Origin of the sequence: Pectobacterium polonicum, assembly GCF_005497185.1 — a bacterium.
GTDB classification, from domain to species: Bacteria; Pseudomonadota; Gammaproteobacteria; order Enterobacterales; family Enterobacteriaceae; genus Pectobacterium; species Pectobacterium polonicum.
This window is the reverse complement of record NZ_RJTN01000016.1, coordinates 76,140-99,413: the sequence shown is the minus strand read 5'-3', so window position 1 is coordinate 99,413 and position 23,274 is coordinate 76,140. Positions and strand designations below refer to the sequence as shown.

The window sequence follows — 23,274 nt, the reverse complement described above, 5'->3', positions numbered from 1 at the left end:
CATTACTATGAGTGACAACACCATCAGTGATGTCACTTTTCCTTGAGGAATGAAAATGAATAATTGGCTGCAACAAATTCAGGGCTTATTAGGTTCCGCTAGCAAGCAGGGGAGTCATCATCAAGGGGGAAAAAACGGTAATTTGGGCGACATGCTGAAGCCCGCAGCGCTGGGTGGTTTGGCCGGCGTCTTACTGTCAAATAAATCCACGCGGAAAATCATCGGTTCATTGGGTAAAAATGCCCTGATCATTGGTGGCAGCGCGGCGGCAGGTGTCGTGTTGTGGAACCAATATAAGAAACGCGTTCGCGACACGCATCAGGATGATCCGCAGTTCGGCACTCAGTCTTCTACTGACAATATTCGTGCACGGCGTTTGATTCAGGCTCTGGTTTTTGCTGCCAAGAGCGATGGGCATATTGATGCAACGGAAAAGCAGCGTATTGATGACAATATTCAGCAACTGCAATTGGGCAGCGAGGCGCAACGTTGGGTGCAGGAAGCGATAGAACAACCGCTCGATCCGATTTTGTTAGCGAAAGACGTGAAGAATGAAGAAGAGGCGCTTGAGGTCTACTTCCTCAGCTGCGCGGTCATCGATGTTGATCACTTCATGGAGAAAAGCTATCTGGATGCGTTAGCGACAGCGCTGAAAATACCGCAAGACGTGCGCCAGTCGATTGGCAACGAGCTGAAAAGCCCAACATGATAAGTCGAGTGGTTTAGGGCTGCGGTTGGATGCAATCGAATATAGAAGGGATGTTGCGGGCGAAAAATTCTTCGCCCGCAATATAATCTGGCGCTTAGAAAGAACTGGTGTCTTTGAACAGGCCGACTTTCAGTTCGTCAGCAGTATAGATCTGTTGACCATCAACCAGCACTTCACCATCAGCAATACCCATTACCAAACGGCGATTGATTACGCGTTTAAAGTGAATGCGGTAAGTGACTTTCTTCGCCGTTGGCAGAACTTGCCCGGTGAATTTGACTTCACCCACGCCGAGTGCGCGGCCTTTGCCCTCGCCGCCTAACCAGCCCAGATAGAAGCCGACTAGCTGCCACATGGCATCCAGACCAAGGCAGCCTGGCATCACCGGATCGCCAATGAAATGGCAACCGAAGAACCACAGATCGGGCGTGATATCCAATTCGGCTTCCACATAGCCTTTGCCATACTTACCGCCGTCTTCGGTCATTTTAACGACGCGGTCCATCATTAGCATGTTAGGGGCGGGCAACTGAGGGCCTTGTGGGCCGAACAGCTCACCACGACTGGAGGCAAGGAGGTCTTCTTTTGTATAGGATTCGCGTTTATCTACCATGGTCTCTGTAAGCCTTGTTTTAATGAAGGACGCAGGTTAGCGTACACCTGTACGCTGGGCAAGTCTGTTGCGTCTGGTTGAACCAGTTGGTTTAACGAAAAAACCAAGGAAAACGTCGACGCTCCTGCGGTAAAAGTTGTCCAATTCGCTCACGAATCGCCGCTAACAGATTTGGCTGCTGCTCATCGTCATAAGCAAAATTGGTCAGTAATGATACCGCTTCCGGCGCAGTTTCTACTGGGAACAAGTGGAATTTACCTTCACGTACCGCCTCAACGACATCCTCTTGTAAACAGAGGTGGCGTAGGTTAGCCGCAGGTAAAATCACACCCTGAGTTCCCGTTAGTCCACGACGCTGGCAAACCTCAAAGAATCCTTCGATTTTCTCATTCACGCCGCCAATTGGCTGTACGTGACCAAATTGATCGACGGAACCGGTAACAGCAAACTGCTGATTGATTGGTCGCAAGGACAGAGCGCTGATTAGAGCGCACAGCTCTGCCAGTGAGGCGCTGTCACCATCAACTTCGCTGTACGACTGCTCGAAGACCATGGACGCCGAGAAAGGAAGCTGTTGATCAAGTTCCAGTTCGGTAATCAGGAACGCCTGCATGATCATCATGCCCTTGGCGTGTAAGTTGCCAGCAAGTTCAGCTTTGCGTTCGACATCCGTGAACTCACCGTCGCCGGCATGAACGACACAAGTGATTCGTGTAGGTTCGCCAAAAGCAACGGGATAGCCAGGGAATTCCAATACGGAAAGCCCGTTAACCTGACCGACAACGTCGCCTTCCGTTTCGATCAGGATCTGGCCGAGTTCTATTTCATCCTGCATGCGCTCACGAAGGTAGCCTTCACGCCATTGGCGGGCGGCAATCGCGTCGACCAGCGCCTGTTCTGTGATCTGACCATCTCTGGCGTATAGTGATGCATATTTTAACTGGCTGATTAGCCAGCGCGGGCATAATGGCAAATTACCTTGATCGCCGCTGTAACGTACCGCGCTGTTGACGAATGCCGGCCAGGCATCTGCATCCAGTAGCGGCAGTTGATTTTCGTTGCATAACGCATTGATGTAAGTACACCAGCGCGCCATGTCATCTGTTTCAATCAACTGGAGCTGCGCTTCGAACTCACCGTAAATCGCGTGTTCGCCTAACTCTGGCTCCATATCATGAATGTCCGCCAGGCTTTCCCGATCCCCGATAATAATTAGACGAATATCAAGTGGCATCGGTGGTACATCAACTGGAAGTGGTTTGCGCTCGTCTGGCGACAGCCAACGATAGATTCCCTCAGCCATAATCTGCTTCAGACGCAGCCACATCAACGGCTGAGCCAGCAGTGCTCTGACGGACAGGATCAACGTCCCCCCATTAACCTGATGAATCAGCCCTGGATGCAGCGTGATTTCATCGTGGAAATTGCGCAGACAGCCGAAGAGTTGCTCAGGTTCAATCCATTCCTGATAGCCACAGAGCTGCTGGGCGGCAAAGTTATCCGCTAGCTGTGTGGCGGGCTCGACCCGGATATGACGACCCTCAATGATATATTTACTGCCATGTATCGCCCCGGAGTCTGGCCTGATGGCGCTCAGCGCACGGGCGATCAATGCCATATATTCATCGTTCTCTTGCGCTTTTAACAGCATAAAGCGGGAAGGGGAACGAGGGTGGCAAAAGAGCGTCAGACTGTCTGCCAGACGCGACTGAATAGCGGAGAATTCAGCAGGAGCAAGCTGAGCTGCCTGAGTGAATAGCGTTTGATAAGGCGTATTATTGGGCAGTAAGTGCTGCCATGAGAGTCGGTTACTGGTCAAAGTATCAATGTAATCGTCTAAAGGAAAAGCGTGATTATACAAGAATAATGCGGACTGCGCATAAGGAGAGTCATCTCTCCGTCATCTTTCATTCGCCGAAGATCAGAACCTGATTGGCTAATCATCTTAAAAGCCGCGAGAAAATTGCCAGAAAGCGGCCAAAATCAGGGAAAACTGTTATGCTGGAAGTAACGTTACGCGGTCACTGAAGAATTTAATATGAAATATCAACAACTAGAAAATCTTGAGTGCGGATGGAAATGGAAATACCTGGTGAAAAAACATCGCGAGGGAGAAGCGGTTACGCGTTTTCTGGAGCAAAGTGCGGCGGATGATGCGGTGCAGGCATTGCTTAAAATGGAAAACCAGCCAGTGAAAGTGTTGGAATGGATTGCGCAATGTATGAATCCCACCTTAGAAAATCGGATGAAGCAAACGATCCGCGCACGGCGTAAACGTCATTTTAATGCGGAACACCAACATACGCGCAAGAAATCAATCGATTTGGAATACTTGGTCTGGCAGCGCCTGGCGGCTCTCGCTCAGAGGCGTGGGGTGACTTTGTCGGAAACGATTGTGCAGTTAATTGAAGATGCCGAACATAAAGAGAAATATGCCAGCCAGATGTCGCTGCTCAAGCAGGATCTTAAAGACATTCTGAATAATAAAGACGAAAAATGATCGGTATTTGCCATTTACCTTGCTGAAAAACGGACATAAAAAAGCGCAGGGAGCGTTTTCCAACGTTGCGCAGCAACGGCCCGCAGGGTGACGAACAAGGATGACATTCATAAAAAAACCTCGCCGAAGCGAGGTTTTTTTCATTAATAACTTAAGCCTGAGGCTGAGTTACAACGTCTTTGATGCCTTTAACTTCGATCTCTACGCGACGATCTGGTGCCAGGCAGTCGATCAGCGCAGCACGAGGTTTCACGTTGTCACAGGTAGAACCGGTAACTGGTTGAGATTTACCCAAGCCACGAGCAGAGACTTTGTTCGCAGGGATACCTTTAGAAATCAGGTAATCCACTACGCTCTGAGCACGTTTTTCAGACAGAGCTTGGTTATATTGCTCTGAACCTAAACGGTCAGTGAAGCCCAGAACAACAACGGAACCGTCTTTCGGGTCCAGAGAGCTCAGTTGGGTGTACAGTTGATCCAGTGATTGCTGGCCTTCTGCTTTCAGCGTTGCTTTGTTGAAGTTGAACAGAACGTCAGATTTCAGGGTGAAACGCTTGGTTTCAACAACTGGAGCTGGTGCTGGGGTTGGAGCCGGAGCAACAACAGGTGCAACACGGTCATCTTGGCCGAAGCGATAAGACACGCCAACGCTCATCAGCAGGTTGTCTGGACGGGCACCAACGGTACCAGCATCACCAATGTTGCTTACCCACTGGTAGTCAACACGGGTAGCCCAGTTTTTGTCGATAGCGTATTCAATACCAACAGCGGCCAGCGGAGAAACGCCAGTGTCGTTGTTGTTGATGTCGCCACCGTTGATAGCCGCGTGGCTGTCAGTGCGCCATACCAGACCACCCAGGCGGGTATAAACGTCCAGCTCAGGTGCAACTGGGTAGCTCAGTTTAGCCGCCAGTTGGATACCCTGTGCCTTGAAGCTCGCGCTGTCAGTGCCGTTATTAGTAGAACCAGCATACTTCAGACGGCCCAGCCAGTCATAGCCCAGTTCAAAGCCCAGGTACGGGTTAGCTTGATAACCAACAAATGCGCCAGCGCCTAATTTGCTTTTGATCGGGTTGTTAGTGATACCGTTGTAGCCGTTGCCGTAGAAACCAGTATCGTGGAATTGAGACACGCCCAGTTTACCACCGGTGTACCAAGTATTGTCTTTAGGAGCTGCTTGCGCGATAGTCGCGAAGCTAGCCAGTGCCACTGCAACTGCGATAGCTGTTTTTTTCATTTTACGCCTCATTATCATCCAAATCGGCAATTAACCTGGAGGGCTAATAAACCTTTGGTTAAAATCCTTTGGTTGGAGACTTTGCCCTTATTTATGACTCACTGTCAGTCAACTGACGTTATAAAAGAGCAACTCCAGCGAGTTAAAGTCTACAACGTGATGAGAAAGTTACAAGTATGATGTGACTTACGTCATAAGAAAAACGCACGAATCATACACACTTGCTAACAAATAGTAGATGGTTTTGACAGATCTTACGCCTTTTGGTTGTATCAAATATAGCCAAAAAGCCCGCAGAATACCGCTTTGCGGCGATCCACAGCACATATAACGTAATTGGGCTGAGAAAAATCTTAATTTACTTAATGATACAATGTCGAATGAATTTTAAGGCTGGGAAACAGTCTATAGGCGTCCCCATTGGCACTTTCTGGCCGCATAATAAAGCCATATGTATTTCCTGCCTGTGCGGCGTCCCGTAACCGAACCTTCTCTTCTTCCGTCAATTCGTGCGGCAACCAGCACAAAACGGCGCTGTAATTTCCTGTCAGTAATGCTCTCTCCATGGCATCAACAGTAAACAAGGGATTGATGTGGCTGAGCTGTACTATTTTATCCAGCGGCAATCCAGATTGCTGTACCCAGGGGCGACTCAATTTTTGCTGAGGAGAGAGCCATAGCAGCCAACGAGACTGTGTGCCTAGCTGCTGTAAGAGCGGCAGTAATAGGTGTGTGACTATGGGTTGATCGGCGTTGTACACGACTTCGCTGATAATACCGCCCGTGGCAACCGAAGATTTTACTGCGTGTTGATTGGCAGAAAACGATGATGACTGGACGTTGTGAGAGCTGATTGATTGCATACGCATAATGAGTTCTACCCATAGTGTTACTGTATGGATGTACAGTAACTGCTGTATGCGCGAAAATCAACCTGATTTTTTGAAAGCGCTTCGCATATTCTTTATGCAAGAGACAGTAAACACATTTACTGTTTGAAGCCACCTCGGGGGTGTGGTTAATTATTTGTTCCTGCTACGAATATTTTAACTGTTCAGGAAGAGATCATTTCAATACTAAGGATTATGGCAATGAAGCAATTATGCAAAAAAAGGATTTTGCAATCTCAGCATTCTTTTTCCTCTCTAGGGGATATCACTTCACGTTCCCAATTTGGTGGCTACAGCATCGCAGCAAATAAAACGATTTTCGGATTGGTGTCGGAAGGGGAGCTTTATCTTCGCGCCAGTAAAAAAGATGAAAAATATTTTCAGCAGCGTGATATGCCGCATCTGATTTATACCAAACGCGGTATGCCGTTACCGCTGAACTACTTCCTTGTTGATGACATATTATGGCAAGAGCCACAGCAGTTATTATATTTTGCCCGACTGGCGTTGGCAGGTGCGCAGCATGATCAGGCCCTCAAATGCACAAGCGGGCGCTTAAAAGATCTCCCTAATCTTAACCACGACATCGAAAGGCTACTGTGGAAAGCGGGAATAAAGAATATTGATGAATTGCAGCATTATGGTGCGAAAAACAGCTATCTCGAGCTGCGAAAGGTGCGCGCTAATTTAAGCGTGAATGTGTTATTGGCGCTTGCTGGCGCAATTTGTGGCACGCATCAAGCCGCGCTCCCCCGCGGTATTCGTAATGAGCTTTTAGAGTGGTATAAAAATAATGCAGTTTCCAAAGGGCCAAAACACTAAGAGTACGCCCCTGTTTTACTGTGCAACTATGTCATTTTTTAGCTGTACGAGTTCAGGTAAGAGGCCGATCAGCAGGCCGATTTGCTGAATAATTAATTGTTCTTTACTGTCTGACTCAAGTGAAAGGGATTGAATGCTGGTAGCAATAGCTTTCAATCCCTGATTGATACGTAGGCTATCTTCTTCCCGACAGTGTAGCGCGTCGTCAACATGACACACGGCATCATCCAGAAATTGCAGCGTTTCCGATGAAGCCATTTTCCCACGGTGTGCGCCGAGCGTTGAGATATAACTTAATAACGTATGATTCAGGCACATGAAGCGGAACGCATTGTCCAGCTTGTTCTTGGTGGTGTGAGGCTCCGAGGACATATTTGACACAACCGATGCCAATTCTGCGTCGCAATTATGCGCATCGCGACGGGCAATACGATAAGGCAAACTATTATCTTTCCCCTGATGATATTGAATCATGATCGCGTCAAGATAGCGGCAGTTGGCATTTAATGTTTTATTGATAACGGTAGGCAGGCCGCGGAAACGCCAATCTGGCCAGATAAAACTCACTGCCGCCCACGCGATGGCGCACCCTAATAAAGTATCAATAATACGCGGTACTGCGACTTCAAAGCCTTCGCCCAACAGGTTGAAACAAAGTAGGACAAGCAGCGTAATAAACATGGTCGCATGTGCGTATTGCACGTTACGAAAGGCAAAGAAGAGTACACCGCTAATGACGATCAGCGTGAGTTGTCCTTCCTGTGAAGGGACGAAGTACAGGATAGGAAGGCCGATTAAAATACCGGTCAATGTCCCGATCACCCTCAGCGTCAGTCGCCGCCGGGTTGCGTTATAGTTGGGCTGACAAACAAATAGGCTGGTCAGCAGAATCCAGTAGCCGTGCTGCAAACCCGTTACCTGAATCAACGCGTAGCCGCTACAGAGCAGCACGGACATGCGAATGGCATGGCGAAACAGCGCCGACTGTGGCGTTAGGTGGCGACTAATGCGTAAACGGATATCGCTCCAACCCGTGATGTTGTCATCGGCCAGCGTGTTTTCTGGGTTGTTTTCTTGCTCAATGCTCTGCTCGGATTCGATGGTCGCTAATTGCGCATCAATAGCACGCAGATTATTCAATAAATAAGTGAGCGCTTTAATTTGTGCGGAATCCGCCATGTTGTTGGCAGCGACACGCGCAATAGCGGATTCAAGATGCACAAAAGCCCGCTCAATGCGGCTGTCGTGCTGATATTTTTGGTGCAGCAGAATGGATTGCGATAACTGCTGGCAGGCTTTGGCCTGCATGCTCAGCAGACGTTGAAAGCGAAATAGGACGTCGCTATAGCGCAGTTTTTCACGCAACTGTGGATAGTAAACATGCGACGAACTGGCACGTTCATGAATATCTTGGGCGACAAAATAGTAGTGCAGTGTTTGGCGTGTTCCTCGCTGTCCGCGATCGCCACGCAGGCGCGTTAACAATGAGGATTTGGTTTGGTTGAGCATCGCAACCAGTTGGCTGTTTGCCATGGCAACATCAATAAGGGGCTTGTCAGTTTCTTCTTCAATATCGGGATCGAATAGGTTGGCTTTTGCATCTAAGTAGCGAGCCAACTGTTGATAACACTGTGCGAGATTGTCCTGCAACGGGCGGATCGGGAAGAGGAGATGTCCGAATAGCGTCAGCAGATTGTACCAGGAGGCTCCGATTAACAGCATGATGGGCTGCTGATACCAGTTGTCGTAAAGGGATATTCCCAGCATGGTGTAAATCGCGATCAGCAGTGCACCGAATGCAATTGTCGCATAGCGTTGCCCTAATGCGCCGAGCAGGATAAAGCCGCAGGTTGAGACCGCCAAACCAATGCCGAACAGCCATGGATAAGGAAAAAGCAATTCGATCGAAACGGAAGCAACAAAAAAACAGGACAGCGTAATAAACAAATTACGTAAACGTCCAGTGAGGCGATCGTCGAGGTCGGTAAGGGCCGCGGCGACGACCCCCAGAGTGACCGGAATTGTTGATGTTGGTTGACCTAGCCACCAGGGAACGGCCGCTGCACCACTGAGTGCAATAAGGATGCGGATGCTATACAGCCAACTGCTGTTATAGACGTAGCGACGAATTCCTGGGGCGAAGGTGAGCAACGTAATATCCTTAGATGCCGTTAGCGATAGTGACGACGGGCATTATTTTCCCGCGCAGCCTGCGCGAGTTCGACGGAAACCACGCGACGTCCGACAGGCCATAGCGCGATGGCAGCAATTTTAAAATTAGCGATGCCGACTGGAATGCCAATGATCGTAATACATTGAGCGATACCGGTAATGATATGCGACAGGCAAAGCCACCAGCCAAAGAAAATGAACCAGAAGATATTGAGTAGAGAACCGCTAGCGCTGAGAATGGTGCTCTTTTCATCGGGGCGTAACTCATCAACATGGATGGCTTCATTGCCATAAGGAAAAAACGACAATTTAGTGATTTCCCAGCATGAGCGCGTTAGCGGCAAGGTGAAGATCAGCAGCACGCTGACGATGGTTGCCAGAAGCCAGGCTAATGTGGTGAAAAACCCACCCAGTACGAAATTAAGGATGTTCAACGCAGTACGCATAGTTTCTCCTGTGTTTGCAAGGTAACCAAACTTGCTGATGATAAAAGAATTATCACATTAAGCATCAGGATATCCTAACCTGTTTTTAAGGCTAGAGCGTGAAGTCCGATAACGGGTAAACTAGGACACTGAGCAACGCTAACAAATGTACCAATGCCCCTCTCACATAGTCATGGCGCGAACATCATGGAACTGAAATCTACCTCATTAGGTAAACATCTGGCTCAGCATCCTTACAACCGGGTGCGGTTACTGAATGCGGGTGTCGAAGTGAGTGGCGATAAACATGAATACCTGATTCCTTTTAATCAGTTGCTGAATATTCACTGTAAAAGAGGGTTGGTGTGGGGTGAGCTAGAGTTTGAATTGCCAGCCGGAAAAGTGGTGCGTTTGCATGGTACTGAGTGGCAGGAAACGCAGGCTTTTTACCGCCACCTTCTCAAATCCTGGCTTGGCTGGAGCGAGGAGATGAGTCTGATCTGTGCTGAGGTTTTGCTGCGTCAAATGGACAGCATCCATACGCTGACGCAGCAGGATAAATGGTTTAGCCGTCAAGCTCTATCAACGTTGCAGAGTGCTGTCCGCAATTCGCTGGAGTCTCTGCCTCTTCCTATTGTTCGCCTTGATACCTTCGATAACTGCCGTGATAACTACCAACATTGCTTGCGTTGGCTTGAGCAGGGGGACGAGATGCGCACTGCGGCGAATCAGGCATGGATGGAACGCACGTTGGCAGCAGAGCAGCCTTTCTTTGAAACGGTAGAGAGTTCGCCATTAAATGTGTCTCAGAGCAAAGCAGTGATGAATGGCGAAGAGGGCGTGCTAGTGCTGGCGGGCGCAGGCAGTGGTAAAACGTCCGTGTTGGTGGCTCGTGCAGCCTGGCTAATGCATCGTCAAGAAGCTGCGCCCGATCAGATTTTGCTGCTGGCATTTGGCCGTAAAGCGGCAGAAGAGATGAACGAGCGCATTCAGGAACGGCTTCATACGGATGAGATTCAGGCTAAGACATTCCATGCGCTGGCATTGCACATCATTCAGCAGGCTAGCCGTAAGGCACCGATGATAAGCCAGCTTGAAAGTGATGCAAAACAGCGCCGCGAGCTGTTGATTTCACACTGGCAACAGCAATGTGCCGAGAAAAAAACGCAGGCGAATGGATGGCGGCGTTGGTTAACGGAAGAGCTGGAGTGGGATGTGCCAGACGGCGATTTCTGGAACGATTCGAAGCTGGCGGCTCGGCTGGCTGGACGGCTTGAGCGCTGGCTGGGATTGATGCGTATGCACGGTGGTAGCCAGAGCGAAATGGTGGAGCAAGCGCCAGAATCGATTAGGGCTGAATTTCAGCAACGTATTCGCCTGATGGCACCGTTATTGAAAGCCTGGAAAAAAGCGCTTAAGGACGAAAACGCAGTCGACTTCTCTGGCCTTATCCATCAGGCCGTGAACTTGCTGGATAAAGGGCGTTTTGTCAGTCCCTGGAAACATATTCTGGTCGATGAATTTCAGGATATCTCACCACAGCGCGCGAGTTTGCTTGCTGCGCTGCGGCGACAAAATAGCCGTACCTGCCTGTTTGCCGTAGGGGATGACTGGCAGGCAATTTATCGTTTCAGCGGTGCAGAATTGGCGTTAACGACGGGTTTCGAACAGCATTTTGGCGTAGGTGAACAGTGCGCGCTAGATACGACCTATCGCTTTAATGAACGCATTGGTGAAATTGCCAACACGTTCATACAACAGAATCCGTATCAGTTAAAGAAACCGCTTAATAGCTTGAGTAAGGGGGATAAAAAAGCGGTAACTATCCTACCTCAGGAGCAGCTTGAACCACTCTTGGATAAATTGAGCGGCTTTGCTAAAGCCGATGAGCGTATTCTCGTGCTTGCTCGCTATCATCATTTGCGCCCTGCTATTTTAGAGAAGGCTGCGACCAAATGGCCGAATTTACATATTGATTTCATGACGGTGCATGCCAGTAAAGGTCAGCAGGCTGAGTATGTCATTATTGTAGGGATGCATGAGGGTAAAGATGGGTTCCCGGCTCCGGCAAGAGAATCCGTGATTGAGGCCGCACTGTTACCTGAGCCTGAGAATTTCCCTGATGCGGAAGAGCGTCGCTTGCTGTATGTCGCGTTGACGAGAGCAAAGCATCGCGTCTGGCTGTTACAGGATATGGCAACCCCCTCAGTGTTTGTTGAGCATCTTCAGCGCTTAGGCGTGCCAGCACAGCGTAAGCCCGGATAACGAAAAATAGAGAAGTGGAACAGTAGAGACCAGCGCCGGGTGTGCAACTCGCCGCTGGCCTATTTTTATGTGTTCGTGTTATTTGAGGCGGTCTTGCAGGTAGCGCTGATAATCAGGGATGGTTATCTGAACAGGTTCTTTAAATAGCGCAGAATTAACCAGGAAATCCGCCGTTGCACGGTTGGTGGCAACAGGAATGTTCCAAACGGTCGCGAGTCTCAGCAGCGCTTTTACATCGGGATCGTGTGGCACGGCGTTAAGTGGGTCCCAAAAGAAGATCATTAAATCAATTTTCCCTTCGGAGATGAGGGCACCAACTTGCTGGTCGCCCCCCATTGGCCCACTCAGCATGCTTTTTACGGGCAGGCCCGTATTTAACTGAATCAGGTTTCCGGTAGTACCGGTGGCGTAAAGCGTGTGCTCTTTGAGCTGTTCTTTATTCGTACCAACCCAATCCAGCAAGGATTGTTTACAGTGGTCGTGTGCTACCAGCGCAATATGTTTTTGCGCAGGGATGGTACGGGTGGTGAACTCCATGGTTACGTCCTTCAATCTGGTGTAGTAAAGCTGACGCTAGGGTACAGACAGATTACGGAAACGCTGTTTCAGTGCAAAGCAATAAAAGCAGGAAAAGGCGAACGGGTATCAAAAATCTGATGTGACTGCGCGTTAAATCACCAGGTTACGGATTCATTCAGCGCGCTAGCAAAACCAGCAACTGAAGCCCCTTTTGCTGCTGCGTTGTATTCCGACATTTTTCGCTCTATATCGAGTAGCTCATTGTCTGCTATTACAAGCGCATCGGTACGTACGGGGATAGCCTGATTTTTTTCATCAAGCAATTGATATTGGGGAAGGGCTGTGAAGTTTTTGCGATCCTGGAGGGTTTGCAGCGGCGGTAGCTTAAATGACACCGATGCCACTTTTTCGGTGTTAAAGGTCGCAATAAATGTTGAAGGAAAATAGGTCGCTGGTGCGCCCGTCTGAGTATCAACAGTATCGACAACCTTGAACAGGATCTGGTGTTGTCCACTGCCAAGCTCGAGGCTATCGGCACCCTTCAGCAACGAGCCTGACATCCTCTGCCCGTCAACCATCAGGAGATCGATTTTCTGATCTAATTTCAACGTTGTTGCCGCAATTGCCGAGGCACTTAAACCTGCAATAAAAAGGCAGACAGTGATGAAGCCGAATTTCATAATTTTCTCAGATGGTACGTCATTCGGGTATTGTTGAGGAATTGTCTGAATGTGTCAAAGGTTTCAATTTGAAACAGGCTGTTATGGCATTTTTCGTGCCATGCTGCATCAGATCACGGATGCTGTAAGCCATTTCACGCCATTCGTTGAATGTAAGATACACTGTAATAAATCACGCAAGAGAGGCTGAATAGCATGAATGACAGTGATATTGAATCGGTACTGAAAACGGTAAAAACCATTGCGTTAGTGGGTGCCAGCGATAAACCGTCCCGTCCAAGTTATGGTGTAATGGCCTATTTACTTGAGCAGGGCTATAACGTCATCCCCGTCAGTCCTAAGCTGGCTGGTCAGACGCTCTTAGGCCAAAAAGCGTATTCCAGCTTGGCGGATATTCCTGATTCTGTTGATATGGTTGATGTTTTTCGTCAGCCAGAGGCAGCCTATGAGGTGGCTAAAGAGGCTATCGCCATCGGTGCTACCGTCCTGTGGTTGCAGATTGGCGTCATTAATGAGCAAGCGGCAATTTTGGCTCACGATGCAGGGTTGAAAGTGGTGATGGATCGTTGCCCGAAAATTGAAATCCCACGGCTGGGTTTGGATAAATAAGCCGTAGGCACTGAGCGATGTTGACTATCACAACATCGCCGATGTCTGATTGTAGTGCCAATATTTACTTTTGATGAAAGTTAGTGGCGCAACTGAGGTGCTCGGCGTTGAATGACCTCAGCTAATTCATTTAACGAAGGGTGATCGTGCTCAGAAAGCTCTTCCTTCATCAACTGTGCCTCCGCCAAATAAGTATGTATCGGTTGGCCTTCGTCATCTTCCATCACAACGTGATACCACGGTTCAGATCGCGGAGTGTCATTGCCGCTAATTTCTTCCCAGGTGGGCGTTTCTAGTGAATATTCGGGATCGATATCGATAATGACCCCTGGAAACCCTAGAAGCTTATGACGAATCTGTTGTCCGATGCCAAATTTGCTGACGATCATATAACCCCCTGGAAATTGATTATACTTTCTACTCGCTGCGGATTTTGCGGGGAGAGGATCGCCGCATCCGATAACATTTTTAGCGTTCAGAGGTGTTTTCAAGCGATGATGCCATGGGCTCGTTAGTGCATCACAGGCTGAACTCATTATTAACAGTATGGTGTAAATTTTTAGAAGATACAGTCCGGCTAATAAATGTTGTTTAGTGGCTTAGGGGGGAAGTGGGGAAGATGGCAACGATAGCGATGGCAGCTTATGTTTATGGTGTGGTTCAGGGTGTCGGTTTTCGTTACAGTACGCAACGTCAGGCAATACAGCTTGGTCTCACTGGGTATGCACGCAATTGTAATGACGGCAGCGTGGAAGTGGTGGCAAGCGGTGAACCTGATGCGGTAGATGCGTTGATTGAGTGGCTGAAACAAGGAGGCCCACGAAGCGCCAGAGTTGATAGGGTGCTTATTGAGCCGCATAGCAAGATAGCCTACGAAGACTTTGCGATCCGCTATTGAAACGGAGAAACTAGATGCATTTCACGGGTTTGGGTAAGCCAGCTATTTTGGTCGCCTGTTTTGCTGGCCCTTTTGGAAACAGTTTATACAGATAGCGGCTATTGCCTTTCTCTTCACCGTATTTTTGTGCCATTGCTTTAACTAACATGCGTATAGCGGGGGAGGTGTTAAACTCCTGATAAAAATTCCGCACGAACCGGACGACTTCCCAATGTGGTTCTGTCAACGCGATGCCTTCCTGTTCAGCTAACACGAGAGCCAATGCTTCACTCCACGTAGTGCTGTCCATCAGGTAACCCTGTGCGTCTGTTGCGATCGTTCGCCCTTCAAACTCCAACATCTTCTCTCCGACTGCGATATCTCAGCCGTAGTTTAACAAATTTTTCGATATGTACCTGAATAAAAAACACCCTGTCAGCGTACGGCTCACAGGGTGGGGTGATTATCTTATTCGCGCACCCGCGGAGTTTTTCTCAGTGCGGGGACTCACTACCTTTAGTCGTTACGCATGATGCCCAAGATGCTCAACAGGCTAACGAAGATATTGTATATTGCGACATACAGGCTAACCGTTGCACGGATGTAGTTGGTTTCGCCGCCGTGGATGATGTTACTGGTCTCCCACAGGATGGCGCCTGCTGAGAACAGAATAAACAGGGCGCTGATTGCCAAATGCAATGCCGGAATCTGTAAGAACAGATTAGCAATGACGGCAACAATCAGAACAACGAAACCTGCCATCATCATGCCAGACAGGAAGGACATATCCTTACGCGTTGTTAAGACATAGGCTGAACAGCAGAAGAACACCAGAGCCGTACCGCCAAGCGCCAGCATGACAATGTCACCTGCACCGGAAGAAATCAGTGAACTTAAGATCGGGCCCAGCGTATAACCCATAAATCCAGTTAGTGCGAATGCCGCCAAAATACCGGCAGGGCTGTTCGCGAGTTTATGCGTCAGGAACATCAGACCATAAAACCCAACTAGCATCAGAATTAAACCCGGAGCGGGTAGGTTAAGTACAGTACTTGCCGTTGCGGTAACGGCGGAAAAACCCAGTGTCAGCGACAGCAGGAAATAGGTATTGCGCAGCACTTTGTGAGTGCTGAGTAACGAACTTTCACGGGTAGAAGAAACAACAATACGATCCATATCAGCGACTCTCTCTTCAGGGTGCTATTATCCAATGTCAAAGAATAAATAGTTTCAAGACGTTATTAAAGATGGTTTACCCTTCTTTACGCTGCAAATTCGCGATACTCCGTACCTGCATTCGTGTTTTACCCTGCCACCATTATGATGGTGGGGATAAATTGCTCTATTTTGTGTGTCGTGTGACGATTTTACGCTCAATTACGCCGTGTTAGATTGTTTTTCAGGCAATTGAGCGCCGTGATGCTTTACAAGATCCCACACACTGTTTATAGTTCGCGTCATTGCGGAGGAGTGGCCGAGTGGTTGAAGGCACCGGTCTTGAAAACCGGCGACGCGAAAGTGTTCTAGAGTTCGAATCTCTACTCCTCCGCCAAAAAAATTCAACGGGTTAGCTTAGGCTAGCCCGTTTTCGTTTCTGCTGCCGAATCCGATATAGTGTTTTTTATTGTGGCGTTGTCATCTCTGCCAGAGTCGGCGTGTGCTAAGTGGTTTAAACCTGGGCGTGAATTATTCATCGCTTATTTATTTTGAAATGAATGCTAACGATTAGCAAAAAAATAAATATATGTCATGTCGGGGGATTAAATATGTTCATCCATAATGAAAAAATATGGCAATGAATGTATTTCATTCTTCCGACCCCACCTATTCATTATCGATGGTGCCGTTGATTAAATAAAATAGCCTCTCGATAATACGAAAATCTTACCGAGGTGATGGTCGAATGTATTGACAGTGCATTAAATCAGGAAATCGTCCTGAGTTTTATAAACCACCAATTCCAGCAATGCGCGGTATTTTTCCTGAAAAGCGATATTGGCTTCTTTTTCAATTTTGTTCACTAATTTAGCAATGATAGCTTTGTTACTAACGGAATGACCGGATTGAATGATTTCTTCCACAATGTTGCCAAGTATCTCCATATCACTAGCCTGAGAATCAAGGCCAAGATCACCCGATGTGGGGTGCTCGTTTTGGGACACCTCTGGATGCATGACCTCTCCTTACTTTCACGCTTTGGGCTGAGTTTATGCACACTGCCAGACAGCGTTAATACACCATCCACCAAGTGTGAAGACACGGTTAGTTAACTTTAGCGCATCACGCGCATAAAACCAGTCAAGATGATAAATAAACACAGCCTTACCCAGTCGCTTGTACGATCGTGAAAGGATGACGGCGATCAATGGTCAGGTGAATAAATATGAATTTGCTATTTCTCACCAATAATATGTCTGGAATAATTATACGAGATGACATGACTTCAATAAGTTAAACATGACGGGATGCTCGGAGGTTGAGGAAAAAATTAGCTGAACATAAAGACTGTTAATGTATTTTGAGCACGACTTATAGACCTTTATCTGTACAAGACGGTGACATTTTCCTGTGGTACATATCGTTTTATCAAAAATGTCTTTTTATCAAAAACAGTGCGGTAGTTTACCTGGAGCGTTGGCATGCAGAAGATTAGAGCAAAAGCAGTTTGTCTTTTCCGAAACCATAACAAAATTCTATTAGCTGAAGGGTATGATCCTATAAAAGATGAGCATTATGTATTGCCACTCGGCGGTGGCATTGAATTTGGCGAGTCGTCACAGGTGGCTGCGGAGAGAGAAGTTCAGGAAGAAATTAGCGCAGCGACCAAGGACTTTTCGCTATTGGGTGTTTCAGAAAATATCTTTTCCTACAATGGCAAGGCAGGGCATGAAATTGTCTTTGTCTATGAAGCCCGTTTTCAGGATGAAGCTCTTTATCAGCAAGATATCATTCATGGCATAGAGACAAATGGCGTTCCGATCGTTACCCGCTGGTTTGATATTGATTTGCTGCGTTCCGGGAAAATCAACTTTTATCCTCATGGTATAGTGGACATGATCTAGCGGGTATCGAACGGTCAGGATGATGTCTTGCTACTGCCTTTGTGATGATGAGATGCTGATATTAAGCGCCAAAAAAGGAAAGAAAATGCACGTGTTAATGGTCATTGATATGCAGAATGCCGTTTTTGCAACGCCGAGAGCGCGACAGGCGCAGACGGTTGCATTGATAAACCAACTTTCAGGCGCAGCAGACCAGACGATTTTTATTCAGCATGAAGAAGATGGTATGTTGTCAGGCAGTGACGGATGGCAATTATTATCTGAACTCCATCAACCCGCAGGCAGTTTGTTCGTCACTAAAACGGCATGCGATGCGTTTTATCGTACGCCGTTAGCGGATGTGCTGGCTGAATTGAATGTTAACCACCTTACGATTTGTGGGTGTGCGACGGATTATTGTGTTGATGCAACTATTAAAAATGCAGCCAGTCGAGGCTATGCGTTGACGATTGCAGCCGATGCACACACGACGGCCAATCGTGGTGAACTGAAAGCAGAACAGTTAATCGCGCATTACAACGAGGTGTGGCGGAATTTTATTATTCCTGGCAACTCGATTGCGCTAGAAACAACGCAACACATCGTTGATTCATGGAAGATGAGTCGCTAGCCTCATGTTGAATATTATTTCGATCCGAAATCGCCCTGAATACAAAGAACGGGCGATCCGTTATTTCCAACGCCATTGGGCATCAGAAGAAACGTTGATGCTTTATGAAGACTGCATTAGCCATTGCATTGATGCTGAAAACCCACTGCCTGATTGGTATTTGTTGGAAAAGGATGGACTCATTATTGGTGGTGCGGGGTTAATTACCAATGATTTCATCAGCCGTATGGATCTTTATCCTTGGCTGTGTGCGCTTTACGTTGAAGAGAGCCAGCGTGGAAAGGGGTATGCGGGGCAATTGATCGAGCATCTTGCTCAGGAATCTCGGCGTGCTGGTTTTTCTACGTTGCATCTATGCACCGAGTTATTCAGCTTTTATGAGCGATATGGTTTCCACTTTACCGGAATGGGCTATCACCCTTGGGGAGAGTCGTCACGCATCTATACCCGATCGCTTTAAAGTAAATCGGCAGTGAGCTAACGGCGCATTTTATGCGCTCATTAGGTTAAAAATTGCGGGCAACATGCGTAAAAGTGAACGGGATCATATTCTGCTGACGACGAGCAGACTACGCTTCTTACATACTGACAGATAATCAGTTATCCACGTGAGGAGAGGTGATTATGTACACAAGTATCCTGGTGCCAGTAGATATAGAAGAAGATGAACTCACCAAACACGCGCTTACGCACGCAGTCAGGTTGGCCAAAATGTCAGGTGCTGCAATACACCTCTTTCACTCCCTTCCTGATGCGTCGGCATTTTTATCTGCTTATTCCTTTGGAATAAAAGAGTTTGAGAATGAGGCCGTGGTGAAAGCGAATGACAAGCTTAAATCACTGATGAAAACGATCGAGCTTCCTGCATCACGTGTGTCATGCAGTGTTAGTTTTGGCTCTGCCAGAGACGAAGTATTATCGCTGGCAGAGGAGATTAATGCGGATTTAATTGTAATTGGTTCGCGGCGACCTGATGTGAAAACCTATTTACTCGGTTCAAATGCTGCCGCCATCGTTCGCCATGCAAAGATGTCAGTATTAGTGGTTCGTTAATTCTTTGTCTAACGCTGCTGCTCATTTGGGATGGGTGACCGACAGCAGCGTTGCTATACGTCAGTATGACGATCGCAATATTCAACACGTTCGATTAGTCGTTCGATCTCACAATCGGAAAATACTTCTATACCATGGTGACGTAGCAACTCGGCGGTAACGCCACTACCAGCCATTTGTGAACCATCAAATTGTCCGCTGTAGATAATATTGCTGCCACAGGATGGGCTCCCTTCAGTAAGGAGAGCAAAGCGGCAGTTATGCTGTTGTGCCATTTGTAGCGTTAACCATGCCCCCAGAATATAACGCGCGGTCACATCGTTGCCGGTTGCTTCAACAACTCGGGCACCAGCCTTGATGACGGAACTGTCACCAAAGGCCGGAATAATCTCCGCTGAAGGCCTGGGGGTTGAGAAGCCCGCAGCGAGCTCAGGGCAAAATGTAATCAACCGCGCCTGTTGTCGCCACTGGGCAAGATAGTCGCCGACAGATTTCTTTTCAGTACCGTTATAGCGCACGGGGAAACCTGATAGACAAGCACTGATCAGAATGTTACTCATCGCGGAGCATTCTCTCTGGAAGGTGGGCATAGGCGTTGCGGCATTGAGTCATTAAACCTGTCATCAGGAAGATAAACGCTTTTAAAAAATGGAGAACAGCAAGACAACAGGAAAGCTCAATGGCCAGGTTAGAGCTACCATTAACGAAGCAAAAAAGCGAATGAATAAGGATTTGTCTTTACTTAACAAGAAAGTAACGATCAAGGAAACGACAAAACCGATCATGTAGGTAAGTTTAATGAGTTCCCATAGGGAGTGATGTGGCACGTTTGTTTCCTTTTATCCTCGAAGCGCCTGCATTTTATGTCGTTAATATTTTATGATCAATTTTTTAACCCATAATGAGTAGTCAGATAAGACCCTGTTCGGTGGTACTTATTTTGTACTACAGTTAACAACCTCTGCGTAAAGTGAGACCTTCGGTATGAAAATAACGTTGGCTGTTGCGATGGTTTTTGCTGTGACCTTGCTTTCTTTTTCTACACCTAGTATGGCGAAAAATTCTCGGATTTCTGACGAGCAGATCAAAGAAAAGATCATCCAGGCATCGATTTCTGCTTATTCAGGAAATTGCCCTTGTCCTTATAATTCAGCACGTAATGGCAGTCAGTGTGGTAAGCGTAGTGCATGGAGCCGGGCAGGGGGCTATTCGCCAATTTGTTACAAAGGCGATGTGAGCAGAAAAATGATTGACGACTGGAAAATGAAAAACGGAAATAAATAGCCCATGTTGGAGAAATAAAAATAGCGAAATAATAATCTTCTTGCTAAGAAAATAATGGAGCTATTTATGTGACAGAAATATTAAATTTTTATTTCAGTATGGACATTGCTGACTAGGTGTCATAGCTTACTCTTTTACCCCATGAGAAAGGTAATAAAATGAGTGAGATATCTAGCCTGTCCCTGAAAATTTCCCCAGAGCTGAAAGAAAAAATTAAAGCAGCAGCATTGGAAAACGAAGTATCAATCAGTGCGGAAGTCAGTGCTCGGTTACTGCGGAGCTTTGATGAAGGCCATCTAATCTCTGACCTGTCTTCTGAATCAGTGGACAGCCAGGGGACGGAAGAGGTGGGTACAGAAGCGCCATTGACGCAAAAAGAACTCAAAAAACTTCGGGAATTGCTGAAAGGTAAATCCAAAGTAACGTCTAAGAAAAAGTAATGCTGGAATATGACTCGGCTCTTTGAGCAGCGTAAACATAAATAAAAATATTAAATCACCCAGCCATCTTGATGACAAGATGGCTGGGTGAGTCTTTTTTACCTAAGGCATAATGTTCTTGTAGAAAGTGAACCTTATTAAAGGAAGGTTACCTCATATCGTTCGTTTACTTCCACCTATATCCCTATTCCTGTCCGCGCTATAATATCAATTCAAGTGGTTTTTGTTTTAATTTATGACAAATTGTTATTATTTGTTTTTGGGTTTATTGTTACATTCCAAATGCAATATTTCTGTTTATTTAAAATGCTTATATCTTGTAAATAGATAGATTGTTGTAAAATGATCGATTAAATAGATATGAATACCATAAGTTAGAAAATATAAAGATTATCTACAAAAGGCCGATACCGCCTTCGGCGTAAGGAAAATTTGCTCTGACTTGTATTAGGTATTTGTCGTTGCTATTCAACCCTAATTTTAGTGGCGGTAATTCTCCCAAATTTTATGGGACGTGAGTATGTAAAAGTCAGGCGGCTACGCCACGATGCCTGTGGTTTGATGAGCATATCTATTTGCATATTGTTTAAAAGCCTATAAACGATCTGTTCAGAGATGTGTATTTTTTGTTATGAAAAAAATATTGGGACTATCTGCATTTATTAATAAATATTAATTTTTTAAATTACATATTTTTATACAGATAGAGAATATTAGTTAAGGAGATGTTAATGGGTTTGTCCAACTGGCGTATAGGATATCGATTAGGAGCAGGGTTTTCTTTTCTTGTGTTAATGCTTCTGATAATTGGTAGCGTTGCAATTTCAAAGCTAAGTGATTTTCATGAGAAAATGGATGATATCGTTTCTCAAAACTACCCATTAACTGTCAAGAGCAATAAACTCATTGATGAGCTAAATGGTTACCTCAACAATCAGCAACTGTTGTTATTACTTAAATCAGAAAGTGAAATCAATAAACAGTTGTCGTTGAACAAAGCGCGTTCAGGAACGATATCTGAACTCATGGAATATCTGAATCAATCCGTTAATGACGATAAATCTATTGCAGTGCTGCGCGATATTGGCGACATCCGACGTGATTTTCTTAGTTCAGCGAACAAACTTTCTTCACTGGTCTCGGCAGGGAATACGGATGCGGCGGCTGAAGAATATTTCAATGTCACGCGTGTTACTCAAGAGAAATACACTAGCAAAGTAAAGGCGTTCATCGATATACAGGATGATAAGATGTCATCTTCAGCGCAAGAAGTCGGTGAAAGCTATAAAAATGCGCTGATGGTTCTCGCTACGATCATTATAATTAGTGCGCTAGCGGGGCTGATTATTGCTTCATTGATTACCCGCAGCGTCACTCAACCGCTACAGGAAGCTCTCGTTGTTGCTGAAAATGTCGCAAAAGGTGATTTGACCTCTGAAATTTATACTGACCGTAAAGATGAGACTGGTCAGTTGTTATCCGCCCTGAATAACATGAACGGTAGCTTGAGACAGATTGTCAGCCAGGTGCGTGACGGTGCAGAAACGATCTCCAGTGCCGCATCGCAAATTGCTGCGGGGAATCAGGATTTATCCGCCAGAACGGAAGAGCAGGCAAGCTCACTGGAAGAAACGGCGTCGTCAATGGAACAGTTGACGTCGACAATAAGAAATACTGCGGATAATACGACGCAGGCGACAGATCTTGCGGCTAGCGCTTCTGCAACCGTGAAGAAAAGTGGTGCGATGATGGAAACGGTAACGCAGGAGATGCGTGGTATTCGCGATTCCTCGCAGCGTATGGCGGAAATTATCGGTGTGATTGATGGCATTGCCTTCCAAACCAATATCCTGGCGCTGAATGCGGCCGTCGAGGCAGCGCGTGCGGGTGAACAAGGGCGAGGGTTTGCCGTTGTCGCCAGTGAGGTTCGTGCGTTGGCTCAGAGAAGCGCTACGGCGGCAAAAGAAATCAAAGAACTTATCGATGATTCGTTTAAGAAAGTACAGGATGGCATGGGGCTGGTGGAAGAAACCGGCGTCACGATGAATTCACTGGTGACAAATGTGCAGGGCGTAACAGGAATCATCAGCGAAATTGCGCAGGCTAGCCGTGAGCAAAGTGACGGCATCAATCAAATCAATCTGGCCGTTGGGCAGATTGATACCACAACCCAGCAAAATGCGGCGTTGGTTGAAGAATCTGCGGCGGCGGCTCTCTCTTTGCAGGATCAGGCAAATAGCCTCGCGCGTACGGTCAGTGTATTCAACCTTGGGGCATCTTATAAAAGTGCTGCGTTAACGAGAAAAGCAGAAACGCCTGCGCTGGCCGCACCTAAAAATAATCGTGCAGAAAAAACATCTGGCAAAGGTGAATTGGCGGACTGGACCACGTTCTAATTTCGTGTCGTTCGTCGCGTACTGCTGATTAACCGCCGTTGTGTTGCACAGATTGTGTTACACAACGGCGGTTTTTTCTATTGCTGAGTCGAGTGACGATGGTCGTGAAGA

Annotated in this window: 27 protein-coding genes and 1 tRNA gene; 14 read left to right on the top strand and 14 right to left on the bottom strand. The window is 47.0% G+C overall.

Features of this window, described 5'->3' with window-relative positions; genetic code table 11:
* Positions 1-55 precede the first annotated feature (55 nt).
* Entirely contained in the window at positions 56-709 is a 654-nt protein-coding gene (locus EDI29_RS15825) for a tellurite resistance TerB family protein (RefSeq protein ID WP_137741659.1), read from the top strand.
* Positions 710-803: 94 nt separating this feature from the next.
* On the opposite strand, the gene fabA is transcribed toward EDI29_RS15825, so the two are convergent.
* Together fabA and EDI29_RS15815 are read right to left on the bottom strand one after the other, a co-directional pair.
* Complete coding sequence (gene fabA, locus EDI29_RS15820; protein WP_005970620.1) at positions 804-1,322, bottom strand: bifunctional 3-hydroxydecanoyl-ACP dehydratase/trans-2-decenoyl-ACP isomerase; 519 nt, start codon at positions 1,320-1,322, stop codon at positions 804-806.
* Positions 1,323-1,413: 91 nt separating this feature from the next.
* Positions 1,414-3,183, bottom strand: a complete 1,770-nt coding sequence (locus tag EDI29_RS15815; RefSeq protein WP_137741658.1) for an AAA family ATPase — start codon at positions 3,181-3,183, stop codon at positions 1,414-1,416.
* Positions 3,184-3,360: 177 nt separating this feature from the next.
* On the opposite strand from EDI29_RS15815, the gene matP reads away from it, so the two are divergent.
* On the top strand, positions 3,361-3,822 hold the full coding sequence (matP, locus tag EDI29_RS15810) for a macrodomain Ter protein MatP (protein ID WP_137741657.1): 462 nt from the start codon (positions 3,361-3,363) through the stop codon (positions 3,820-3,822).
* A 151-nt stretch (positions 3,823-3,973) separates the two neighbouring features.
* On the opposite strand, the gene ompA is transcribed toward matP, so the two are convergent.
* Both ompA and sulA read right to left on the bottom strand, forming a co-directional pair.
* Positions 3,974-5,059 (bottom strand): porin OmpA, encoded by a 1,086-nt coding sequence (ompA, locus tag EDI29_RS15805; RefSeq protein WP_137741656.1) that lies wholly within the window; start codon positions 5,057-5,059, stop codon positions 3,974-3,976.
* A gap of 362 nt (positions 5,060-5,421) precedes the next feature.
* A complete protein-coding gene (sulA, locus tag EDI29_RS15800; RefSeq protein ID WP_137741655.1) occupies positions 5,422-5,928 on the bottom strand; it encodes an SOS-induced cell division inhibitor SulA in 507 nt (168 codons plus the stop codon).
* Positions 5,929-6,150: 222 nt separating this feature from the next.
* Here sulA and EDI29_RS15795 point away from each other — a divergent pair, with 222 nt between their 5' ends.
* The gene (locus tag EDI29_RS15795) at positions 6,151-6,771 is read left to right on the top strand and encodes a TfoX/Sxy family DNA transformation protein (RefSeq protein WP_137741654.1); all 621 of its coding nucleotides are present in this window, start codon (positions 6,151-6,153) and stop codon (positions 6,769-6,771) included.
* A gap of 15 nt (positions 6,772-6,786) precedes the next feature.
* Here EDI29_RS15795 and yccS read toward each other — a convergent pair whose 3' ends face one another.
* Positions 6,787-8,922, bottom strand: coding sequence for a YccS family putative transporter (gene yccS / locus EDI29_RS15790; protein ID WP_137741653.1), 2,136 nt, complete (start codon positions 8,920-8,922; stop codon positions 6,787-6,789).
* 20 nt (positions 8,923-8,942) lie between these two features.
* Positions 8,943-9,389 (bottom strand): YccF domain-containing protein, encoded by a 447-nt coding sequence (locus tag EDI29_RS15785; protein ID WP_137741652.1) that lies wholly within the window; start codon positions 9,387-9,389, stop codon positions 8,943-8,945.
* Positions 9,390-9,575: 186 nt separating this feature from the next.
* Here EDI29_RS15785 and helD point away from each other — a divergent pair, with 186 nt between their 5' ends.
* Positions 9,576-11,633, top strand: a complete 2,058-nt coding sequence (gene helD / locus EDI29_RS15780) for a DNA helicase IV (protein WP_137741651.1) — start codon at positions 9,576-9,578, stop codon at positions 11,631-11,633.
* Positions 11,634-11,711: 78 nt separating this feature from the next.
* On the opposite strand, the gene EDI29_RS15775 is transcribed toward helD, so the two are convergent.
* Both EDI29_RS15775 and EDI29_RS15770 read right to left on the bottom strand, forming a co-directional pair.
* Positions 11,712-12,170, bottom strand: coding sequence for a methylglyoxal synthase (locus tag EDI29_RS15775; protein WP_137741650.1), 459 nt, complete (start codon positions 12,168-12,170; stop codon positions 11,712-11,714).
* A 137-nt stretch (positions 12,171-12,307) separates the two neighbouring features.
* Positions 12,308-12,832: a DUF2057 family protein gene (locus EDI29_RS15770; RefSeq protein WP_137741649.1), complete on the bottom strand. Its 525-nt coding sequence runs from the start codon at positions 12,830-12,832 to the stop codon at positions 12,308-12,310.
* A gap of 195 nt (positions 12,833-13,027) precedes the next feature.
* Here EDI29_RS15770 and EDI29_RS15765 point away from each other — a divergent pair, with 195 nt between their 5' ends.
* Positions 13,028-13,441, top strand: a complete 414-nt coding sequence (locus EDI29_RS15765) for a CoA-binding protein (RefSeq protein WP_137741648.1) — start codon at positions 13,028-13,030, stop codon at positions 13,439-13,441.
* A gap of 80 nt (positions 13,442-13,521) precedes the next feature.
* On the opposite strand, the gene hspQ is transcribed toward EDI29_RS15765, so the two are convergent.
* The gene (hspQ, locus tag EDI29_RS15760; RefSeq protein ID WP_107167734.1) at positions 13,522-13,830 is read right to left on the bottom strand and encodes a heat shock protein HspQ; all 309 of its coding nucleotides are present in this window, start codon (positions 13,828-13,830) and stop codon (positions 13,522-13,524) included.
* 230 nt (positions 13,831-14,060) lie between these two features.
* Between hspQ and yccX the strand changes: the two genes are divergently transcribed.
* The gene (gene yccX / locus EDI29_RS15755; protein WP_137741647.1) at positions 14,061-14,339 is read left to right on the top strand and encodes an acylphosphatase; all 279 of its coding nucleotides are present in this window, start codon (positions 14,061-14,063) and stop codon (positions 14,337-14,339) included.
* A gap of 10 nt (positions 14,340-14,349) precedes the next feature.
* Here the strand turns inward: yccX and tusE are convergent, their stop codons facing one another.
* Together tusE and yccA are read right to left on the bottom strand one after the other, a co-directional pair.
* Positions 14,350-14,679 (bottom strand): sulfurtransferase TusE, encoded by a 330-nt coding sequence (tusE, locus tag EDI29_RS15750; RefSeq protein ID WP_107167732.1) that lies wholly within the window; start codon positions 14,677-14,679, stop codon positions 14,350-14,352.
* A 155-nt stretch (positions 14,680-14,834) separates the two neighbouring features.
* Entirely contained in the window at positions 14,835-15,494 is a 660-nt protein-coding gene (gene yccA / locus EDI29_RS15745; RefSeq protein WP_107167731.1) for an FtsH protease modulator YccA, read from the bottom strand.
* 288 nt (positions 15,495-15,782) lie between these two features.
* On the opposite strand from yccA, the gene EDI29_RS15740 reads away from it, so the two are divergent.
* Positions 15,783-15,870 (top strand) — tRNA-Ser (locus tag EDI29_RS15740).
* Positions 15,871-16,237: 367 nt separating this feature from the next.
* Here EDI29_RS15740 and EDI29_RS15735 read toward each other — a convergent pair.
* Positions 16,238-16,492 carry a biofilm/acid-resistance regulator YmgB/AriR gene (locus EDI29_RS15735; RefSeq protein ID WP_137741646.1) on the bottom strand — a complete coding sequence of 85 codons (255 nt, stop codon included), beginning with the start codon at positions 16,490-16,492 and terminating at the stop codon, positions 16,238-16,240.
* A 465-nt stretch (positions 16,493-16,957) separates the two neighbouring features.
* On the opposite strand from EDI29_RS15735, the gene EDI29_RS15730 reads away from it, so the two are divergent.
* The 4 genes from EDI29_RS15730 to EDI29_RS15715 all read left to right on the top strand — a co-directional run bounded on the left by EDI29_RS15730 (position 16,958) and on the right by EDI29_RS15715 (position 19,043).
* Complete coding sequence (locus EDI29_RS15730; RefSeq protein ID WP_137741645.1) at positions 16,958-17,380, top strand: NUDIX hydrolase; 423 nt, start codon at positions 16,958-16,960, stop codon at positions 17,378-17,380.
* Positions 17,381-17,465: 85 nt separating this feature from the next.
* Positions 17,466-17,990 carry an isochorismatase family protein gene (locus EDI29_RS15725; RefSeq protein ID WP_137741671.1) on the top strand — a complete coding sequence of 175 codons (525 nt, stop codon included), beginning with the start codon at positions 17,466-17,468 and terminating at the stop codon, positions 17,988-17,990.
* A 4-nt stretch (positions 17,991-17,994) separates the two neighbouring features.
* A complete protein-coding gene (locus EDI29_RS15720) occupies positions 17,995-18,450 on the top strand; it encodes a GNAT family N-acetyltransferase (RefSeq protein ID WP_137741644.1) in 456 nt (151 codons plus the stop codon).
* Positions 18,451-18,614: 164 nt separating this feature from the next.
* Complete coding sequence (locus tag EDI29_RS15715; protein WP_107167727.1) at positions 18,615-19,043, top strand: universal stress protein; 429 nt, start codon at positions 18,615-18,617, stop codon at positions 19,041-19,043.
* A 53-nt stretch (positions 19,044-19,096) separates the two neighbouring features.
* Here EDI29_RS15715 and EDI29_RS15710 read toward each other — a convergent pair whose 3' ends face one another.
* Positions 19,097-19,603, bottom strand: coding sequence for a 2-thiouracil desulfurase family protein (locus EDI29_RS15710; protein ID WP_137741643.1), 507 nt, complete (start codon positions 19,601-19,603; stop codon positions 19,097-19,099).
* An 81-nt stretch (positions 19,604-19,684) separates the two neighbouring features.
* A complete protein-coding gene (locus tag EDI29_RS15705) occupies positions 19,685-19,870 on the bottom strand; it encodes a GhoT/OrtT family toxin (protein WP_107167725.1) in 186 nt (61 codons plus the stop codon).
* Positions 19,871-20,027: 157 nt separating this feature from the next.
* Between EDI29_RS15705 and EDI29_RS15700 the strand changes: the two genes are divergently transcribed.
* The 3 genes from EDI29_RS15700 to EDI29_RS15690 all read left to right on the top strand — a co-directional run bounded on the left by EDI29_RS15700 (position 20,028) and on the right by EDI29_RS15690 (position 23,163).
* A complete protein-coding gene (locus tag EDI29_RS15700; RefSeq protein ID WP_107167724.1) occupies positions 20,028-20,327 on the top strand; it encodes a hypothetical protein in 300 nt (99 codons plus the stop codon).
* A gap of 158 nt (positions 20,328-20,485) precedes the next feature.
* Complete coding sequence (locus EDI29_RS15695) at positions 20,486-20,767, top strand: hypothetical protein (RefSeq protein WP_137741642.1); 282 nt, start codon at positions 20,486-20,488, stop codon at positions 20,765-20,767.
* Positions 20,768-21,498: 731 nt separating this feature from the next.
* Positions 21,499-23,163: a methyl-accepting chemotaxis protein gene (locus EDI29_RS15690; RefSeq protein ID WP_137741641.1), complete on the top strand. Its 1,665-nt coding sequence runs from the start codon at positions 21,499-21,501 to the stop codon at positions 23,161-23,163.
* Positions 23,164-23,274 lie beyond the last annotated feature (111 nt).

Coding starts and splice junctions, on each gene's coding strand:
- EDI29_RS15795 (WP_137741654.1), top strand. CDS start 6,151: ATGAAGCAATTATGCAAAAAAAGGATTTTGCAATCTCAGCATTCTTTT.
- matP (WP_137741657.1), top strand. CDS start 3,361: ATGAAATATCAACAACTAGAAAATCTTGAGTGCGGATGGAAATGGAAA.
- EDI29_RS15765 (WP_137741648.1), top strand. CDS start 13,028: ATGAATGACAGTGATATTGAATCGGTACTGAAAACGGTAAAAACCATT.
- EDI29_RS15775 (WP_137741650.1), bottom strand. CDS start 12,170: ATGGAGTTCACCACCCGTACCATCCCTGCGCAAAAACATATTGCGCTG.
- EDI29_RS15825 (WP_137741659.1), top strand. CDS start 56: ATGAATAATTGGCTGCAACAAATTCAGGGCTTATTAGGTTCCGCTAGC.
- yccX (WP_137741647.1), top strand. CDS start 14,061: ATGGCAACGATAGCGATGGCAGCTTATGTTTATGGTGTGGTTCAGGGT.
- yccA (WP_107167731.1), bottom strand. CDS start 15,494: ATGGATCGTATTGTTGTTTCTTCTACCCGTGAAAGTTCGTTACTCAGC.
- EDI29_RS15690 (WP_137741641.1), top strand. CDS start 21,499: ATGGGTTTGTCCAACTGGCGTATAGGATATCGATTAGGAGCAGGGTTT.
- EDI29_RS15725 (WP_137741671.1), top strand. CDS start 17,466: ATGCACGTGTTAATGGTCATTGATATGCAGAATGCCGTTTTTGCAACG.
- tusE (WP_107167732.1), bottom strand. CDS start 14,679: ATGTTGGAGTTTGAAGGGCGAACGATCGCAACAGACGCACAGGGTTAC.
- EDI29_RS15700 (WP_107167724.1), top strand. CDS start 20,028: ATGAAAATAACGTTGGCTGTTGCGATGGTTTTTGCTGTGACCTTGCTT.
- EDI29_RS15770 (WP_137741649.1), bottom strand. CDS start 12,832: ATGAAATTCGGCTTCATCACTGTCTGCCTTTTTATTGCAGGTTTAAGT.
- EDI29_RS15720 (WP_137741644.1), top strand. CDS start 17,995: ATGTTGAATATTATTTCGATCCGAAATCGCCCTGAATACAAAGAACGG.
- fabA (WP_005970620.1), bottom strand. CDS start 1,322: ATGGTAGATAAACGCGAATCCTATACAAAAGAAGACCTCCTTGCCTCC.
- ompA (WP_137741656.1), bottom strand. CDS start 5,059: ATGAAAAAAACAGCTATCGCAGTTGCAGTGGCACTGGCTAGCTTCGCG.
- EDI29_RS15735 (WP_137741646.1), bottom strand. CDS start 16,492: ATGCATCCAGAGGTGTCCCAAAACGAGCACCCCACATCGGGTGATCTT.
- sulA (WP_137741655.1), bottom strand. CDS start 5,928: ATGCGTATGCAATCAATCAGCTCTCACAACGTCCAGTCATCATCGTTT.
- hspQ (WP_107167734.1), bottom strand. CDS start 13,830: ATGATCGTCAGCAAATTTGGCATCGGACAACAGATTCGTCATAAGCTT.
- EDI29_RS15785 (WP_137741652.1), bottom strand. CDS start 9,389: ATGCGTACTGCGTTGAACATCCTTAATTTCGTACTGGGTGGGTTTTTC.
- EDI29_RS15730 (WP_137741645.1), top strand. CDS start 16,958: ATGCAGAAGATTAGAGCAAAAGCAGTTTGTCTTTTCCGAAACCATAAC.
- EDI29_RS15695 (WP_137741642.1), top strand. CDS start 20,486: ATGAGTGAGATATCTAGCCTGTCCCTGAAAATTTCCCCAGAGCTGAAA.
- EDI29_RS15715 (WP_107167727.1), top strand. CDS start 18,615: ATGTACACAAGTATCCTGGTGCCAGTAGATATAGAAGAAGATGAACTC.
- helD (WP_137741651.1), top strand. CDS start 9,576: ATGGAACTGAAATCTACCTCATTAGGTAAACATCTGGCTCAGCATCCT.
- EDI29_RS15710 (WP_137741643.1), bottom strand. CDS start 19,603: ATGAGTAACATTCTGATCAGTGCTTGTCTATCAGGTTTCCCCGTGCGC.